A 16,652-nucleotide genomic window follows, 5' to 3' on the forward strand; every position below is an offset into this window, starting at 1 on the left:
CCAGAGGCGTTGGGCTTTGATCGGGGTACAGTAACAGCTTGGCGGGTATGGAAAAAGAGAAGGTGCAGGGGATTTCTGCAGGGCTTTTTCAGGCCCATTCGCGGGGCAAGCCCGCTCCCACAGGTATATCACCGGCTTTGGAACCTGTGCTGTACCTGTGGGAGCGGGCTTGCCCGCGAATGGGCTGCAAAGCAGCCCCAGGGTTACATCAGTGGGACAGGTAGACGGTCAGGGTCTGGCCTGGCTTGAGTGCATGCCCGCTGCGCGGATTCCAGCGCTTGAGGTGCTGCATCTCGACATTGAAACGTTTGGCTACAAGATACAGCGAATCACCCTTGCGCACCTTGTACTGGGTGGAACGCTGGCCGGAGGCCGCAACGCGATTGCCGGCAGCGCTCGGCGCGCTGCCGCCGCGCAGGGCCAGGACCTGGCCGGCCTTGACGCGGTTGCCCGGCAACTTGTTCCAGCGCTGCAGGTCCTTGACTGCCACCCGGTTGGCCTTGGCGATGCTGCTCAGGCTGTCGCCACGCTTGACCCGGTAACTGCGCGCTGCAGGCGCCTTGGCTTCGGCCACGGCGGCGGCGAACACGGCCTTGTTCGGCTGCAGGCTGACCAATTGCTCGGGCTTGAGGTTGGACAGGCTGTCGCTGAGCAGTTGCGCCTTGGCGGTCGGTACCAGCAGCTGTTGCGGGCCGTCCACGGTCATGCGTTTCTTGAAGGCCGGGTTCAGCTGGATCAGTTCGTCTTCGTCGATGTTGGCGAAGGCCGCGACCCGCGACAGGTCGAGGCGGTCGTTGATGGCCACTGCTTCGAAGTAGGGCTCGTTGGCGATCGGCGTAAGGTTCACACCGTAGGCTTCAGGTGTGGAGACCACCTGTGACAGCGCCAGTAGCTTGGGCACGTAGTCACGGGTTTCCTGCGGCAGGGGCAGGTTCCAGTAATCGGTGGGCAGGCCGAGCTTTTCGTTGCGCTCGATGGCACGGCTGACGGTACCTTCACCCGCATTGTAGGCCGCCAGGGCCAGCAGCCAGTCGCCGTTGAACATGTCGTGCAGACGGGTCAGGTAATCCAGCGCGGCGTTGGTCGAGGCGGTCACGTCGCGCCGGCCATCGTAGAAGTTGGTCTGGCGCAGGTTGAAGTGGCGGCCGGTGGAGGGAATGAACTGCCACATGCCCGCGGCATGGGCGCGCGAATAGGCCATCGGATTGTAGGCACTTTCGATGGCTGGCAGCAGGGCCAGCTCCAGCGGCATGTCGCGCTCTTCGAGGCGTTCGACGATGTAGTGCAGGTAGAGGCTGCCACGCTCGCCGGCACTTTCGAGGAACGACGGGTTGCTGGCGAACCACAGGCGCTGCTGCTCGATGCGTGGGTTGACGTCGATGTTGTCCTGCAGGGCGAAGCCCTGGCGCATGCGCTCCCACACATCTTGCGGCGGTTCGGCGGGTTTGACCGCCAGCGGCGAAGGCTTGTGCTTGATCCGTGCCTGGTAGCTGTGCGCGCGAACGCTGTCGGCTTCGTCGAGCTGACGGGTGCTCTGGCAGCCCACCAGGGTGGCGGCCAGCGCCAGCGCACTGATTTGGGCCAGGCGCGTCAGGGCGACTGAATGAGCGGTTCTGCGGCTACGGGAAGACATCGGCTGAGACAGGTTTCCGGGCGAAAAATTTCGGCGATTCTAGAAACCGCACCCGCCTGGGTCAACCGTTGTGAACCCTCTGCGATATATCTTGAGGTTATCAGAAGGTGTCCTTCCAAGACCTCAAAGCAGCAAAAACAGTGACCTGCGAGTCGTTTGAATGTCCCTTCCATTCGTCTGCTTTTTGTTTAACTAATGTTTCAGAGGTACGCAGGAAAGGGTTGGTCAGGCGCTCGAGTGCGATCGTTGATGGCAATGTGATGCGATTTTCAGCGCGCAACTGGCTAACGTCCTCGAACCGCTGCAGAACGTGTGGGTTCGTAGGCTCTACGGCCTTGGCGAAGCGCAGGTTGCTCAGGGTGTACTCATGGGTGCAGTAGACCTCGGTTTGCTCCGGCAGCGCTGCCAGGCGCGCGAGGGCAGGTTGCATCTGCTCCGGCGTGCCTTCGAACATGCGCCCGCAGCCGGCGGCGAACAAGGTGTCGCCACAGAACAGCAGCGGGGTTGCCGGCTGATCGCTGAAGTAGGCGATATGCCCCAGGGTGTGGCCCGGCACGGCCAATACCCGGAAGACCACGCCCAGTACGCTGACCTGGTCACCCTCGTCCAGCGCCAGGTCGCGGCCTGGGATCTGCTCGCGGGCCGGGCCGCAGACGCGGGCACCGGTCTGCTGCTTGAGGCGTTCGACACCGCCGACATGGTCATGGTGGTGGTGGGTCACCAGGATGGTGTCCAGCGCCCAGCCGGGGTGGGCGGCCAGCCAGGCCTCCACCGGGCCGGCATCGCCAGGGTCGACCACCGCGCAGCGGCGTTTGGCAGTATCCTGTAACAACCAGATGTAGTTGTCGGAGAAAGCGGGAAGAGCGTCGATCTGTATCATGGTGCGGATCCGTATCGCCTGGCGTGGCACATGAGGGCATCTTAGCCGCGATGGCGCTGTGCGAGAACCTTCGAGGGAGAGCGCAATGACCGACCAAGCCTTTGCTCAGGCCGACCCGGAGTGGGTCGAACTGATCAGTCTGGCCCGTGAGTGGTTCAACGGCCCACTCGGGCAGCTGATGCTCAAGGAAGAGGAAAAACTGCTGGAAGAAGAGCTCGGGCGCTTCTTCGGTGGCTACCTCGTGCACTATGGCCCCTGTGCCGAGGCGCCGCCCAGCGCGCCACAGGTGCAGCGCAACGTGCGCCTTGGCGCACCGCTGCCCGGGGTGGAAATCGTCTGCGAGGAACAGGCCTGGCCATTGAGCGAGCATGCCGCCGACGTGGTAGTGCTGCAGCATGGCCTGGACTTCAGCCTGTCGCCCCATGGCCTGCTGCGCGAGGCAGCCAGCGCGGTGCGCCCGGGCGGGCACCTGCTGATCGTCGGGATCAACCCCTGGAGCGGCTGGGGCGTGCGCCATTTCTTCAGCCATGGCGCCCTGCGCAAGGCACGCTGCATCTCGCCGTCACGGGTCGGTGACTGGCTCAACCTGCTGGGCTTCGCGCTGGAGAAACGCCGCTTCGGGTGCTATCGTCCGCCGCTCACTTCGCCGGCCTGGCAGCAACGCCTGGCAGGCTGGGAACGGATGGCGGGGGGCTGGCAGTGTGCTGGCGGCGGGGTCTACCTGCTGGTGGCGCGCAAGATGGTGGTCGGCCTGCGGCCGTTGCGCCAGGTGCGCCGCGAGCCGATGGGCAAGCTGCTGCCGCTGCCGCTGGCCAAGGTCAACCGTACCACCGCCAACCCGGATACCGAAAAGCACTGAACATGAGTGGTACATGAGCGATAGCGTCGAGATGTATACCGATGGCGCCTGCAAGGGCAACCCCGGCCCAGGCGGCTGGGGCGTCCTGCTGGTCTTCAAGGGCGTCGAGAAGGAACTGTGGGGCGGCGAGCGCGAAACTACCAACAACCGCATGGAACTGATGGCCGCGATCCAGGGGCTGATGGCGCTCAAGCGTGAATGCGACGTGGTGCTGACCACCGACTCGCAGTACGTGATGAAAGGCATCAACGAATGGATGGCCAACTGGAAGAAGCGCGGTTGGAAGACCGCGGCCAAGGAGCCGGTGAAGAACGCCGACCTTTGGCAGTTGCTCGACGAGCAGGTCAACCGCCACAAGGTCACCTGGAAGTGGGTGCGCGGGCACATCGGCCACCCCGGCAACGAACGTGCCGACCAGCTGGCCAACCGCGGCGTCGAGGAAGTGCGCGCCAAGCGTTGAGCTGCGGTACAATCGCCGCCTTTGTAACTGATGCAAGTTGGAGCGCCCCGCGTGGAGCAGCAGCAAGATAAACGTCTGGTCATTCTCGATACCGAAACCACCGGTATGCCGGTCAGTGAAGGCCACCGGATCATCGAGATCGGCTGTGTCGAGGTCATGGGCCGGCGCCTGACCGGGCGGCACTTCCACGTCTACCTGCAGCCCGATCGCGAAAGTGACGAGGGCGCGATCAACGTCCACGGCATTACCGATGCGTTCCTGGTCGGCAAGCCACGCTTCGCCGATGTGGCCGAGGAGTTCTTCGAGTTCATCCAGGGCGCTACGCTGGTCATCCACAACGCGGCGTTCGACGTCGGCTTCATCAACAACGAGTTCGCTTTGCTGGGGCAGAGCGACCGCGCCGACATTTCCAGGCACTGCACCATCCTCGATACGCTGTTGCTGGCCCGTGCCCGCCACCCTGGGCAGCGCAACAGCCTCGATGCGCTGTGCAAACGCTACGACATCGACAACTCCGGCCGTGAACTGCACGGCGCATTGCTCGACTCCGAGTTGCTGGCCGACGTCTACCTGGCGATGACCGGTGGCCAGACCAGCCTGTCGCTGGCCGGGCACGGGGCCGAAGACAATGAGGGGCAGGGCAGCGGTGGCAGCGAGATCCGCCGTATCGTCGGGCGGGCGCCAGGGCGGGTGATCATGGCCAGTGCCGAAGAACTCGAGGCGCATGCCGAGCGGCTGGCGGCAGTGGCCAAGTCGGCGGGTGGGCCGTCGATGTGGCAAACCCTGACCGAGACACCGGCCAGCTGATCGGCAAGCCTGCACCGGCCTACTACCCTCAATAGGACAACCAGTCCTGTGGAGGTAGTAGCCGGATGTACAAGGACCTCAAGTTCCCCATCCTCATCGTCCACCGTGCGATCAAGGCCGACAGCGTTGCCGGCGAGCGCATCCGTGGCATCGCCGAGGAACTGAGCCAGGACGGCTTCGCTATCATCAAGGCCGCCGACCACGCCGAAGCGCGCCTGGTCGCCACCACCCACCATGGCCTGGCCTGCATGCTGATCGCCGCCGAAGGCGTCGGCGACAACACCCACCTGCTGCAGAACATGGCCGAGCTGATTGGTCTGGCCAGGCTGCGTGCGCCGAACCTGCCGATCTTTGCCCTGGGCGAGCAGGTCACCCTGGAAAACGCCCCGGCCGAGGCCATGAGCGAGCTCAACCAGTTGCGCGGCATTCTCTACCTGTTCGAAGACACCGTGCCGTTTCTCGCTCGCCAGGTGGCACGCGCTGCGCACAATTACCTCGACGGCCTGCTGCCGCCGTTCTTCAAGGCACTGGTGCAGCATACTGCCCAGTCCAACTACTCGTGGCACACGCCCGGCCACGGTGGGGGCGTGGCCTACCGCAAGAGCCCGGTAGGCCAGGCGTTTCACCAGTTCTTCGGTGAGAACACGCTGCGTTCGGACCTGTCGGTCTCGGTGCCTGAGCTGGGTTCGCTGCTCGACCATACCGGCCCTCTGGCCGCTGCCGAGGCCCGCGCAGCGCGCAATTTCGGCGCCGATCACACCTTTTTCGTGATCAATGGCACTTCCACCGCCAACAAGATCGTCTGGCACGCCATGGTCGGCCGTGACGACCTGGTATTGGTGGACCGCAACTGCCACAAGTCAGTGGTCCACGCCATCATCATGACCGGCGCCATTCCCATCTACCTGTGCCCCGAGCGCAACGAACTGGGCATCATCGGCCCGATTCCGTTGAGTGAGTTCAGCCCTGAGTCAATCCAGGCCAAGGTGCAGGCCCACCCATTGGCCAAGGGGCGTGAGCCGCGGATCAAGCTGGCGGTGGTGACCAACTCGACCTACGACGGGCTTTGTTACAACGCCGGCATGATCAAGCAGGCGCTGGGCACCAGTGTCGAGGTGTTGCACTTCGATGAAGCCTGGTTCGCCTATGCGGCGTTCCACGAATTCTTTGAGGGTCGCTACGCCATGGGAACGGCCTGCAGCGCGGGTAGCCCACTGGTGTTCAGCACCCATTCGACGCACAAGCTGCTCGCGGCCTTCAGCCAGGCTTCGATGATTCACGTGCAGGATGGCGCCCAACGTCAGCTGGACCGTGACCGCTTCAATGAAGCCTTCATGATGCATATCTCCACTTCACCGCAATACAGCATTCTCGCCTCGCTCGACGTGGCTTCGGCCATGATGGAAGGCCCGGCTGGGCGTTCGCTGCTGCAGGAAATGTTCGATGAAGCCCTGAGTTTTCGTCGCGCTCTGGCCAACCTGCGCGAGCATATCGCGGCAGACGACTGGTGGTTCAGCATCTGGCAGCCGCCGGTGGCGGAGGGCATCCATCGGCTGGCCGTGCGCGACTGGTTGCTGCAACCGGGGGCAGGGTGGCACGGTTTTGCCGAGGTCAACGACGACTACGTACTGCTCGACCCGCTGAAGGTCACCCTGGTGATGCCCGGGCTCAGTGCCGGTGGGGTGTTGGGTGAGCATGGCATCCCCGCGGCCGTGGTCAGCAAGTTCCTCTGGGAGCGCGGGCTGGTAGTGGAAAAGACCGGCCTGTACAGCTTTCTCGTGTTGTTCTCGATGGGTATCACCAAGGGCAAGTGGAGTACCTTGCTGACGGAGTTGTTGGAGTTCAAACGCCATTACGACGGCAACAGCGCACTCAGTGCCTGCCTGCCCAGCGTGGTTGCCGTCGATGCTTCACGCTATCAAGGCCTGGGCCTGCGCGACTTGTGTGACCAGCTGCATGACTGCTACCGCGCCAACGCTACGGCCAAGCAGCTCAAGCGGTTGTTCACGCGCCTGCCGGAAGTGGCCGTGAGCCCGGCGCGGGCGTATGACCAGATGGTGCGGGGAGAGGTGGAGGCGGTGCCGATCGAGGCCTTACCGGGCCGGGTCGCGGCGGTGATGCTGGTGCCGTACCCGCCGGGGATTGCGCTGATCATGCCAGGTGAGCGGTTCACCGAAGCAACCCGCTCGATCCTCGACTATCTGGCGTTTGCCCGGGCGTTCAATAGCGGTTTTCCGGGTTTCGTTGCCGATGTGCATGGCCTGCAGAACGATGGCGGCCAGTACACGGTGGACTGCATCAAGGAATGCGAATGATCTCGACGCCGGTCTGCGCCAGTTCGAAACGGTCTTCACCCAGATGATTGACGCGATCGCCGATAGCCAGGCGGTAGGTGGTGATCGGGGCACCCACTGCACTGCCGTCCGCTTGGAGGGTGGACTCCTGGAATTCGTGGACGGGGTAGATGCGGCCTTCGGCGTCACGGGCGTGGAACTGGCCGACCATTACTGCTGCCATTTGGGGGGAAACCTCTGAATTACGTGGGAAATGTCTGCAGGGATAGACCGTGAAAGGCATCAGGAAGTTTTCCAAGGGTGGAAAAAAAACCAGGCCGCCGAGGAACGGTCATCTATAACTACTGACGTCTCTTTTCCCAGCAAAGGTTGGAAATCGCCATGAGCCAGGTGTATTCGGTAGCGGTCGTCGTCGGCAGCTTGCGCAAGGACTCCTACAACCGCAAGGTGGCCCGCGCACTTTCGGAGCTGGCGCCGTCCAGCCTAGCCCTGAAGATCGTCGAAATCGGCGACTTGCCGCTGTACAACGAGGATGTCGAGGCCGAGGGCGTACCCGCGCCCTGGAAGCGCTTTCGCGATGAGATCCGCCACAGCGATGCGGTACTGTTCGTCACCCCGGAGTACAACCGCTCGGTACCGGGCTGCCTGAAGAACGCCATCGACGTGGGCTCTCGGCCTTATGGGCAGAGCGCCTGGAGCGGCAAGCCGGCGGCGGTGGTGAGCGTCTCGCCAGGGGCCATTGGCGGGTTTGGCGCCAACCATGCCGTGCGCCAGTCGCTGGTGTTTCTGGACATGCCCTGCATGCAGATGCCCGAGGCCTACATCGGTGGTGCGGCGAGCCTGTTCGAGGACAGTGGCAAACTCAGCGACAAGACGCGGCCGTTCCTGCAGGGCTTCATCGACAAGTTCGCTTCCTGGGTGAAACTGAACCGGGCGGTCTGAACCGCCCGCGGGAGGATGCCCGGTCTGGCCTCGTCAGCTGTGTTCGCGGCATCCATTCCAGCTGAAGTGATACCGCTGGTTTCCAACAGTATTGGCACTCCTGAAGCTGATCGCTGGAGTGACCATGATCAACAATTCCGCGGCGGTGCGCTCGGTCGAAGATAAGATCGACGTCGCCACCAATGACTTCATTGGCGCAAGGCTGCCCGCCTGGTTGAGGCATGCCCCTCACGCCCAGTTGGCAGCGTTGCGCACTGCCTTCAAAACCCACCAGTCCAGCCAGGCACGCTTGCGTGGGCTCACCCTCAAGCTTGAACCTTTGGATGTATTTGCCGAAAAGCACCTTGAATCGTTATTGGCCAAGCCACTGCCCAAGGGGGTGGCGTTTTCAGCGCTCGAGTGGCTGGTGGTGACGCCCTGGGTCGGTAGGCTTGGCAGTAGCGACATGCAGCAGTTTGGTTACAAGGCTTTACGCAGCAACGGCGCCTTGAGGTTGATGAGCAACTTTGAGGCTGATGGCTCATTTTATGAAGGGTCTGGGCTGGTTGCGCCGGGGCACGATGAAGTGCTGTCGATCTCGGCGACGCAGATCGCGTCCGAGTGCCGCAAGCTGGATGCAGGTAAAAAATACCAGGAAAGGCTGGATGAAGTATTCGGCTCGGCCGCCCTGAGCATTCTGGCCGAGGACAAGCGTTCCGGTCTGGCCTTGGCCAGCAAGATTGCCGCGATGAAAGGCGATATATCAGCTGATGTCGAGGTCGCACTGCTGGAGATGACTCGCGAGCAGATACACCTCCAGCATTCGGGGCTGCGCGCTTATGGCGGAACATTGAAGGTGCTCGGTCAGGTGGCCAGCGATGGCATGCTTGTCCGCTTGCGCAATGTGGAAGGGCAGCAGACGGGGATCCTCCTCTATTTGCCAGGCGACCCGCTGCAGGCATTGCGCTATTTTGCTGATGAAGCGTCGTTGAACAGCACCCTGGTCACGTTGCTGCAAGGCGAAACCTATCACTCCTTTTTCTCCCAATTGATCAGCCTGCGCACCCGCGCCGATTTTGTCGAGCGGCTCGGCAAGCGTCTGAAAGACCCGAAGCCTGACCTTGAAATGCAAGGTATCGTGGTTGAAGGCAGTATCTTTGCAGCGCTGGCCAGTGGCCAAGTCAAGCGCACCAAGGACGATGCGCGGTTGCTGCTGGTGCCAACCGCCGAAGCCGACGCCCGAGCCGCCCGTGCCAGGCATGAGGCCTGGAAGTCAGCAGGCTTGAACCTGACCAATCTGGCAGGGTTGTTTATCCCGGTGGTGGGGGCTGTGATGCTGGGGCAACTGGTATTGCAGACCTTGGGCGATGTGTTCGAGGGCGCGCAGGACTGGTATGAGGGCCACCGCCATGAAGCCTTGGAGCATATGCTGGGTGTGGCTGAAGCGCTGGCGGCCACCACGGCGACCGTGATTGGCGTGAGTGTCGTGCGCAGTGCCCTGGTTGCTGCCATGGAGCCTGTCAATGTGAGAACTGGCGTTGCGCGCCTGTGGGACAACAGCCTCGTGCCTTACGAGTCGGTACCCGAGAACATCGTCCTGCACCCCGATGGCCTGTATGGCGATGGCAAGCAGCGTTGGTTGCGCTCCGGTTCACGTTACTATGAAGTGCATCGGCCCGACCCAGAAGGCCCTTATCGGTTGCGTCACCAACGGCGTTCGGGGGCCTACGAGCCAATCGTGCTGCATAACGATGAGCGCTGCTGGCGGCCGATATGCGAACGGCCCTGGGAGTGGGATGACAGCAGCCGGATGCTCGATCGGCTGTGGCCACGCCACCCGATGGTCGATGCCCAGCGAGCCGCGCAGATACTGAACGTGGCAGGGGTCGATCAAGACGAACTGCGTGGCATCCTGATGGAAAACCGGGTACTGCCCGTCAACCTGCGTGAGTCGCTACGCAGCTTTGAAGCAGACGAGCAGATCGAACGTTTCTTCGAGCATTTGCAGTACAAACGCCTTGATGAACAGGACGAGCAGTTACTGGCTTGGTGCGAGGCATTACCCGATGTGGGCAAGGGCGTTGCACAAGTGCAGGCGGCAAAGCTGAAACTGCGTGGGCAGCTATACACACATCTGACGCGCCTGGAGTCTGTTGGCAATGAACCACTGCTGACGCTGCTGTACAAAGATTTCCCTGGTTTGGGAGGTGCGTTTGCCAAGCGGTTGGAAGCCGAGGCCGGCACGGTTGAGCGCCATGAAGCGCTAAGGACTGGCAAGCTACCCCTGGCAATGGCGCGCAGAGCGGCTTCGTTACTGCGAGTGGCGAGGATCAGCAAGGCGTTGGCCGGGCTTTACCTGGCCAGCGCATATTCCACTGAAACCGGTGAGTTGATCTTCGCATTGATCAATCAACTGGGCCCGCAGACGCTCAACATCAACCTGCGTGAAGGTGAAGTGGACGGGCGCATAGTGGCCAGTCTGGTGGCGCAGGAGCAAGGGACGCCATTGCGGGAACTGGTACGCCAGGATGGACAGTTCAATGCCTTCACCAGTGATGGCAGCACGCTTGCGCTTTCTGTCAACGACCCAGGGGATCTCTTCGAAGTCATCGCCGCCTTGTTGTCGCCCGGTCAGCAGGTTGAACTGGGAATTCAGGGGGACGAGCCGGTCAGTCAGACGCTACGGGCTCTTGCACTGGAGCAGTTGCCCGCAAGCCATGAGGAAATTGCACGTTTTCTGGAATGGCCTGACCGGGAGCGCTGGCTCAACCCCGGGCAACGCCTGGAAGACGGTCGCGTCGGTTATCTGCTCAGCGGGCGCGGTGCAGGCCAGCGCAGGAGCTCCAGAGATGTGCTGCGAGAGGGTATGCGCCGGTATTTCCCGGGCTTGAGCGAGGCGCAAATCGATGCGGAACTGCACCGTTTGCTCGCAGGGCGGGCGTCGGCGTATGAACTCTTGCTTGGGCTGCAGCACGACCACGAGCAGCTGGAGAGGGCGCTGCAGCGCTGGCAAGGCAGCGAGCTCAACGATGCCCGGCGGCAGATCCGTGGACACGTTGTCCAGCGCCTGCGCAGGGCTTGGGCTGCACAGGCCGAACCGGTGCCTGCGAATGATCGAGGTGTGGCAGGGCAACGCTTGACCTTGACCGACCTCAATATCACCACCCTTCCAGAGTTTCCGTTACAACTGGACTTCACCTACATCACCTCCTTGGTGGTAAGTGGTACGGCAATCACCGAAGTGCCGGCGCAGTTCATCGGCACGTTCACCCACCTGCAGGTCCTGAACATGGCCGGCAATGGCTTGTTGCGCTTGCCAGCGGGCATCTCCTACCTCACCGGACTGCGCGAGTTACGCCTGGCGCGTAACAATATTCGGCTGGATGCCGCAGCCCAGCAAGCATTGACCGGGTTGCCGCGCCTCACCCATCTCGACCTCAGTCAGAACCCACTGGGTCAATTTGCAATGAAGTTCAATCATTTGCCCCATCTGGTGAGCCTTTATTTGCGCAACTGTCGCCTGGGTGCCTGGCCGACAGGGCTGGAGCTCTGTGGTTTCCTCGAGGTAGCAGACCTGCGCGACAACCAACTGCAGGATGCCCCGGATGCCTTGCTGCAGATGCCTTATGAGTTTCGCCGTGTGATCCAGCTTGATGGCAACCCGATCAGCAGCGGGGCCGTGCAGCGCTTCTATGCCTTGGAAAGCATCTCGGAAGAGCCCTATGAACTGCCCAGGTCGGCGGCCGCTGTTCGTCAATGGTGGGTCGGGGAGCACGCCGAGGCGCCGGGTAGTCGCAGCCAGCTGTGGAACAGGTTGCAGGCCACTGAGCAAGGGGCAAGGCTTGAGGCGCTGCTGGGCGACTTGATTGAATTCGCCGGTTTCAGTTGGCCGCAGTCGCACCTGCTCGAGCGGGGTTGGAGTGTGCTGGCCGAGAGGGAAAGCAATGCCGAATTCCGCCAGGAAATCGATGCGCTGATGGCGCAACCAATAGCCGACGATAATGCGGCCATCGAGCGCTTCAGCCAGTTGTCATTGCGCTTGCGCGTTGCGCGGGCCACTGGCCGCGTGGCTGTCGGCAGTGGTATCGAACTGTTGGAGCTGGGGCGGGCGCTGATGCGTCTGGACTTTCTCGATCAGCACGCTCGGCGGGAGGTCGCTCGGCGTTTAGCCTTGCGCAGCCGTGTAGACCGCACGGCCATTGTCCTGGGCTATCGGGTGCGTCTTCGCCAGCGTTTGAACCTGCCTGAACAGCCATTGGCAATGCGAGAGTCACAGGACGGCCGGATAACCGGTGAGCAGTTGCTCGAGGCCGTTCGCGCGTTACGTGTGATCGAAACGGACGAGGCCCTGGCAGCCAGCCTGTGCCGCCGGTCGTTCTGGCAACGTTATGTGGCACTGGTGAATGCTGACGCCTTCAGTAACTTGACCCAACTGTATCAGCAACGGCTTAACCTGATCGAAGGGCAGCGCGGGCAGTTGGGCGAGGCGGAGTACCGGTTCCATCTTGATCTCTTGGACAACGAGCAGGATGCCGATACCCATGCCTTGAGGTTGCAACTTACCTTGCAGGCCATTCGCAGCCTGGGGCGAAGCAGGGGCTGAACGAGACGTGCGAGAAAGCCCGCGCCAACAGGGTTGCTGGTGAACCTGTTGGCGCGGGCTTTGCCACGAGGGGGCACGGCAGCGATCGGTCAGGACGCCTGTGGCATCTCGCCGTTGGCCAGGCGGCGGTTGATATCGGCAATCACCTCTGGCAGTTCATTGATGGTGTCGATCAGGTAATGTGGCCGCGACCCGGCAAACAGCTGGTGAATGCGTTTGCGCTCACTTTCCAGCTTCTCGGCGCTCAAGGCCCGGTAACCCTCCCAGGTCAACCCCAGGGCATTGCCCGAGCACACCAGCGCCACGGTCCACATGCCGGCACGGCGCCCTTCGAGTATGCCCGGCACGGTATCGTCGACCTTCACGCACGCCGCCACATCGTCGATGCCCAGGGCAATCACGTTGGCCAGCGCCTGGGCCGGCCACGGCCGGCCATTCGGGGTTTCGTCGGTAGCCACCACGTGGTCGGCAACGTAGCCGTTCTGCGCCGCCAGTTCCACTACCTTGTCCATCACCACCTTCGGGTAGCCCGAGCACGAACCGATCTTCAGGCCGCCCTGGCGCAGGCCGGTAAGGGTTTCCAGGGCGCCGGGGATCAGCGCCGAGTGCACGGCGATCTTCTCGATCTGCAGCGGCATGAAGCGGTTGTAGATAGCGGTGACGTCATCGTCGGTCGGCGTGCGGCCGAACACCTTGCGGTAGCGCTCGGCGATTTCCGGCACGTCGCACAGGGTACGGATGTGATCCCACTTGCCCATGCCCATCGGGCCACGGGCCTCCTCGATGGAAACCTGCACGTCGAACTCGGCGAAGGCTTCAACGAAGATCTGAGTGGGGGCGAAGGAACCGAAATCGACCACGGTGCCGGCCCAGTCGAGGATGGCGGCTTGCAGCTGGGTGGGGTTGCTGTAGTTCATGTGCGCTTATTCCTGAAATCGGGTGGGCAAAGGGTTAGATGTCCAGCACTTCCATTTCCCGCAGCACTTCGGCCACGGCATTCACGGCGGCCTGCATGCCCTCGGCACCGACCACGCCGATGCAGCCGACGCGGAAGGTTTCGACCTGGGTCAGCTTGCCTGGGTAGAGGATGAAGCCCTTGGCCTTGACCCGCTCGTAGAAGTCCTTGAACTGGTAGCGGGCGTCCTTCGGCGCGTGGAAGGTGACGATGATCGGTGCCTGGATCTCGGCCGGCAGGAAACTGCGCAGGCCAATGGCGGCCATGCCTTCGAGCAGTGCCTTGCAGTTGTCGGCGTAGCGTTGGTGGCGGGCGGGCAGCCCACCTTCCTCGTTATATTGCTGCAGCGCTTCATGCAGGGCGGCGACCACGTGGGTTGGCGGGGTGAAGCGCCACTGGCCGGTCTTGGCCATGTAGGCGTGCTGGTCGTGCAAGTCCATGGCCAGCGAGTGGGCATTGCCTTCGGCGGCGGCCAGGGCAGCTTTTTCGGCAAAGACGAAGCCCATGCCCGGCACGCCTTCCAGGCATTTGCCTGAGGCCGCTATCAGCGCTTCGAAGGGGATTTCACGGGCATCGATGGGCAGTGCGCCGAACGAACTCATGGCGTCGATGATCAGGCGCTTGCCGTGACCTTTGATGACTTGGGCGATTTCCGCCAGCGGGTTGAGAATGCCCGTGCTGGTTTCACAGTGGATCAGCGCGACGTGGGTTACGGCCGGGTCGGCGGCCAGCAGGCGGTCGACATCGGCAGCAGTGGTGGGCTGGTCTTCGGCGGTTTCGAAGGTGCTGAAGGCGCGGCCCAGCACTTTGCAGATCTTCGCCAGGCGCTGGCCGTAGGCGCCGTTGATCAGTACCAGCACCTTGCCGTCGCGAGGCACCAGTGTGCCAATGGCGGCTTCCACGGCGAAAGTGCCGCTGCCTTGCAGGGGCACGCAGTGGTGGCTGGCGCTACCGTCGATGATCGCCAGCAGTTGCTCGCACACGCTGGCGGTCAGCTGGTTGAAGTCGCGGTCCCAGGAACCCCAGTCCACCAGCATGGCTTGGCGGGTGCGGATTGAAGTGGTCAGCGGGCCTGGGGTCAGCAGTATCGGGGCATTGCTCATTCCGTTATTCCTCGCAAGCGGTGGAGTGAAACTACGGGGCCTAGGTTGCAATTAGCCCTGTCATCAATCAAATTGTTTGTTGTTATCCGAGCTATAAGTAAGGCCGATACCAATGAACCTGTTCCAGTTACGTGCTTTCGATGCCGTGGCCCGTGAAGGCAGCTTCACCCGCGCCGCTGCGCGTCTGTTCATCAGCCAGCCGGCGGTCACCGGGCACGTCAAGGCGCTGGAAGAGCACTACCAGATCACCTTGCTGCGGCGCACTGCCAGGCGCGTCGAGTTGACCGAAGAGGGCACGCGCCTGGCGGCCATCACCCGCGCCATGTTCGGCCTGGCCGAGGAAGCCCAGGCCATGCTCGAAGCCAACCGGCAGTTGCTGACAGGTCGCCTGGAAGTGGCTGCTGACGGCCCGCACCGGGTCATGCCGATGCTGGCTTTGCTGCGCGAACGTTACCCGGGCATCACCGTCAACCTGCGCCTGGGCAATGCTCAGGAAACCTTGAGTGCGTTGCTCAGCGAGCATGCCGACGTTGCGGTGCTGACCGAGATCGAGCCGCGCAAGGGCCTGCATCTGCAGAACCTCTGCGAGTCGCGCCTGTGCGCCTTGCTGCCGGTCGGGCATGCCTGGGCCAGCGGCACGGGCGACTTGCCATTGGCCGAGCTGCATCAGCAGATCATGGTGCTGCGCGAGCCGAGCTCCACCACCCGCCGCACCTTCGATCAGGCCTGTAGCAAGGCGGCTGTGCAGCCGAGGGTGCTGCTGGAACTGGATAGCCGCGAGGCGGTCACCGAGGCGGTGGCGTCGGAACTGGGCATTGGCGTGGTCTCATCTACTGAAGTGGCCCATGACCCGAGAGTCGTGGCACGCCCACTGGCCGGGGCAGGGCTGGTCAATCAGCACATGCTCGGCTGCCTGGAACGGCGGCGTGAACTGCGCCTGATCCAGGCCTTCCTGGGGCTGGCTGAAAGCCTGTGAACCAGGGCTGGCGTTTTTCCCCGGCGGGCCTAAGATGGCCGGCATAGAGCAGACTGGACGGCCGATGAGCGAGAAAGACACCATCTCCATGCAACTGGTGCGCGAGGCACTGTTGCAGACCTGCCCGGCCGGGCAACCCGATGCTGGCTTGCTGGCCCGCGCCGGTATCGATATCGGCCAACTCGAGCGGCCAGAGGCGCGGGTCAGCGCCGAATCCTATGCAAGCCTCTGGCGGCTGTTGGCGCGGCGCTGCAATGACGAGTTCTTCGCCATGGACCCACGTGGCCTGCGCAGCGGCAGCCTGGCGTTCATGTGCCGGGCGAGCATGGCCCAGCCGACCCTGGGCGAAGGCCTGGATACCCTGCTGGCGTTTCTTGCACTGATGCTCGAAGACTTGCAGCCGAGCCTGGTGCGGCAGCAGAGCCTGGCCGAGATAGTGATCAACGAGCCCCGTGACGACCCGCGGCGTGCCTTCACCTACTTCACTTTCTGGATGATCGTGCATGGTGTGGCCTGTTGGCTGGCGGGGCGACGCATTCCCATCCTGGCCATCGACCTGCGCTGTGCGGAGCCGCCGTTCTGCGATGATTACCGGGTGATGTTTTCGGAGAACCTGCAGTTCGGCCGCCCGTGCACGCGCATGATCATCGCCGCCGATAGCCTCGACCTGCCGCTGCGGCGCACGGCCAATGACCTGCAACGGTTTCTGGCCGAAGCGCCTGGCAACATCCTGGTCAAGTACCGTGACCCGGCCAGCCTGGGCCGGCGCATCCGCACCAACCTGCTGCACCTGGACCCGGCGGCGTGGCCCGACGCCGATGCCGTGGCCCGGCAACTGGGCCTGTCGCCCTCGACCCTGCGCCGCCGCCTGGGCGAGGAGGGGCAGACTTACCAAGGGCTCAAGGACAGCGTGCGGCGTGAGTTGGCCATTGCCTGGCTGAGCCAGGGTGAGCGGCCCATGGCCGAGATCGCCGAGCGCCTGGGTTTCGCCGACAGCAGTTCGTTCTACAAGGCATTTCGCAAATGGTTCGGCTGCAACCCGGGGCACTACCGAGCCCTGAATCAGGCGCGTGATGGGCAGCGCTGAGGGGCCAGGTCTTCCTGCTATCGGGCTGCCCTGAACGGGCGCAGGCTGGCAGGTCGAACCATCCTGAGGTAGTC

Annotated in this window: 13 protein-coding genes; 8 read left to right on the top strand and 5 right to left on the bottom strand. The window is 63.0% G+C overall.

Annotated features, from left to right (window positions below):
• Positions 1–208: 208 nt before the first annotated feature.
• Positions 209–1,633, bottom strand: a complete 1,425-nt coding sequence (locus ACIPZ5_RS25155; protein WP_343598566.1) for a transglycosylase SLT domain-containing protein — start codon at positions 1,631–1,633, stop codon at positions 209–211.
• A gap of 100 nt (positions 1,634–1,733) precedes the next feature.
• The gene (gene gloB / locus ACIPZ5_RS25160) at positions 1,734–2,513 is read right to left on the bottom strand and encodes a hydroxyacylglutathione hydrolase (protein ID WP_400811236.1); all 780 of its coding nucleotides are present in this window, start codon (positions 2,511–2,513) and stop codon (positions 1,734–1,736) included.
• Positions 2,514–2,598: 85 nt separating this feature from the next.
• Here gloB and ACIPZ5_RS25165 point away from each other — a divergent pair, with 85 nt between their 5' ends.
• From ACIPZ5_RS25165 to ACIPZ5_RS25180, 4 genes are all read left to right on the top strand, one after another.
• A complete protein-coding gene (locus tag ACIPZ5_RS25165) occupies positions 2,599–3,372 on the top strand; it encodes a methyltransferase domain-containing protein (RefSeq protein WP_313712563.1) in 774 nt (257 codons plus the stop codon).
• A 13-nt stretch (positions 3,373–3,385) separates the two neighbouring features.
• Positions 3,386–3,832, top strand: coding sequence for a ribonuclease HI (rnhA, locus tag ACIPZ5_RS25170; RefSeq protein ID WP_261943361.1), 447 nt, complete (start codon positions 3,386–3,388; stop codon positions 3,830–3,832).
• A 51-nt stretch (positions 3,833–3,883) separates the two neighbouring features.
• A complete protein-coding gene (gene dnaQ, locus ACIPZ5_RS25175) occupies positions 3,884–4,639 on the top strand; it encodes a DNA polymerase III subunit epsilon (RefSeq protein ID WP_261943362.1) in 756 nt (251 codons plus the stop codon).
• A 65-nt stretch (positions 4,640–4,704) separates the two neighbouring features.
• Positions 4,705–6,954, top strand: a complete 2,250-nt coding sequence (locus ACIPZ5_RS25180) for an Orn/Lys/Arg decarboxylase N-terminal domain-containing protein (protein WP_343598539.1) — start codon at positions 4,705–4,707, stop codon at positions 6,952–6,954.
• Here the strand turns inward: ACIPZ5_RS25180 and ACIPZ5_RS25185 are convergent.
• A complete protein-coding gene (locus ACIPZ5_RS25185; protein ID WP_261943364.1) occupies positions 6,938–7,156 on the bottom strand; it encodes a hypothetical protein in 219 nt (72 codons plus the stop codon). The genes ACIPZ5_RS25180 and ACIPZ5_RS25185 overlap by 17 nt on opposite strands.
• A 158-nt stretch (positions 7,157–7,314) precedes the next feature.
• Between ACIPZ5_RS25185 and ACIPZ5_RS25190 the strand changes: the two genes are divergently transcribed.
• Together ACIPZ5_RS25190 and ACIPZ5_RS25195 are read left to right on the top strand one after the other, a co-directional pair.
• A complete protein-coding gene (locus tag ACIPZ5_RS25190; RefSeq protein ID WP_343598538.1) occupies positions 7,315–7,875 on the top strand; it encodes an NADPH-dependent FMN reductase in 561 nt (186 codons plus the stop codon).
• A 124-nt stretch (positions 7,876–7,999) separates the two neighbouring features.
• Positions 8,000–12,457 (top strand): NEL-type E3 ubiquitin ligase domain-containing protein, encoded by a 4,458-nt coding sequence (locus ACIPZ5_RS25195; RefSeq protein WP_343598537.1) that lies wholly within the window; start codon positions 8,000–8,002, stop codon positions 12,455–12,457.
• Between the two features lie 89 nt (positions 12,458–12,546).
• On the opposite strand, the gene phnX is transcribed toward ACIPZ5_RS25195, so the two are convergent.
• Positions 12,547–13,374 (bottom strand): phosphonoacetaldehyde hydrolase, encoded by an 828-nt coding sequence (phnX, locus tag ACIPZ5_RS25200; RefSeq protein WP_400811240.1) that lies wholly within the window; start codon positions 13,372–13,374, stop codon positions 12,547–12,549.
• A gap of 34 nt (positions 13,375–13,408) precedes the next feature.
• The gene (locus ACIPZ5_RS25205) at positions 13,409–14,515 is read right to left on the bottom strand and encodes a 2-aminoethylphosphonate--pyruvate transaminase (protein WP_261943368.1); all 1,107 of its coding nucleotides are present in this window, start codon (positions 14,513–14,515) and stop codon (positions 13,409–13,411) included.
• A gap of 112 nt (positions 14,516–14,627) precedes the next feature.
• Here ACIPZ5_RS25205 and ACIPZ5_RS25210 point away from each other — a divergent pair, with 112 nt between their 5' ends.
• Both ACIPZ5_RS25210 and ACIPZ5_RS25215 read left to right on the top strand, forming a co-directional pair.
• Positions 14,628–15,491 (top strand): LysR substrate-binding domain-containing protein, encoded by an 864-nt coding sequence (locus ACIPZ5_RS25210; RefSeq protein WP_261943369.1) that lies wholly within the window; start codon positions 14,628–14,630, stop codon positions 15,489–15,491.
• Between the two features lie 64 nt (positions 15,492–15,555).
• Positions 15,556–16,578 carry an AraC family transcriptional regulator gene (locus ACIPZ5_RS25215; protein WP_343598535.1) on the top strand — a complete coding sequence of 341 codons (1,023 nt, stop codon included), beginning with the start codon at positions 15,556–15,558 and terminating at the stop codon, positions 16,576–16,578.
• The last annotated feature ends 74 nt before the right edge of the window (positions 16,579–16,652 follow it).

Origin of the sequence: Pseudomonas sp. NPDC089428 (assembly GCF_044749325.1) — a bacterium.
Lineage (GTDB): Bacteria > Pseudomonadota > Gammaproteobacteria > Pseudomonadales > Pseudomonadaceae > Aquipseudomonas.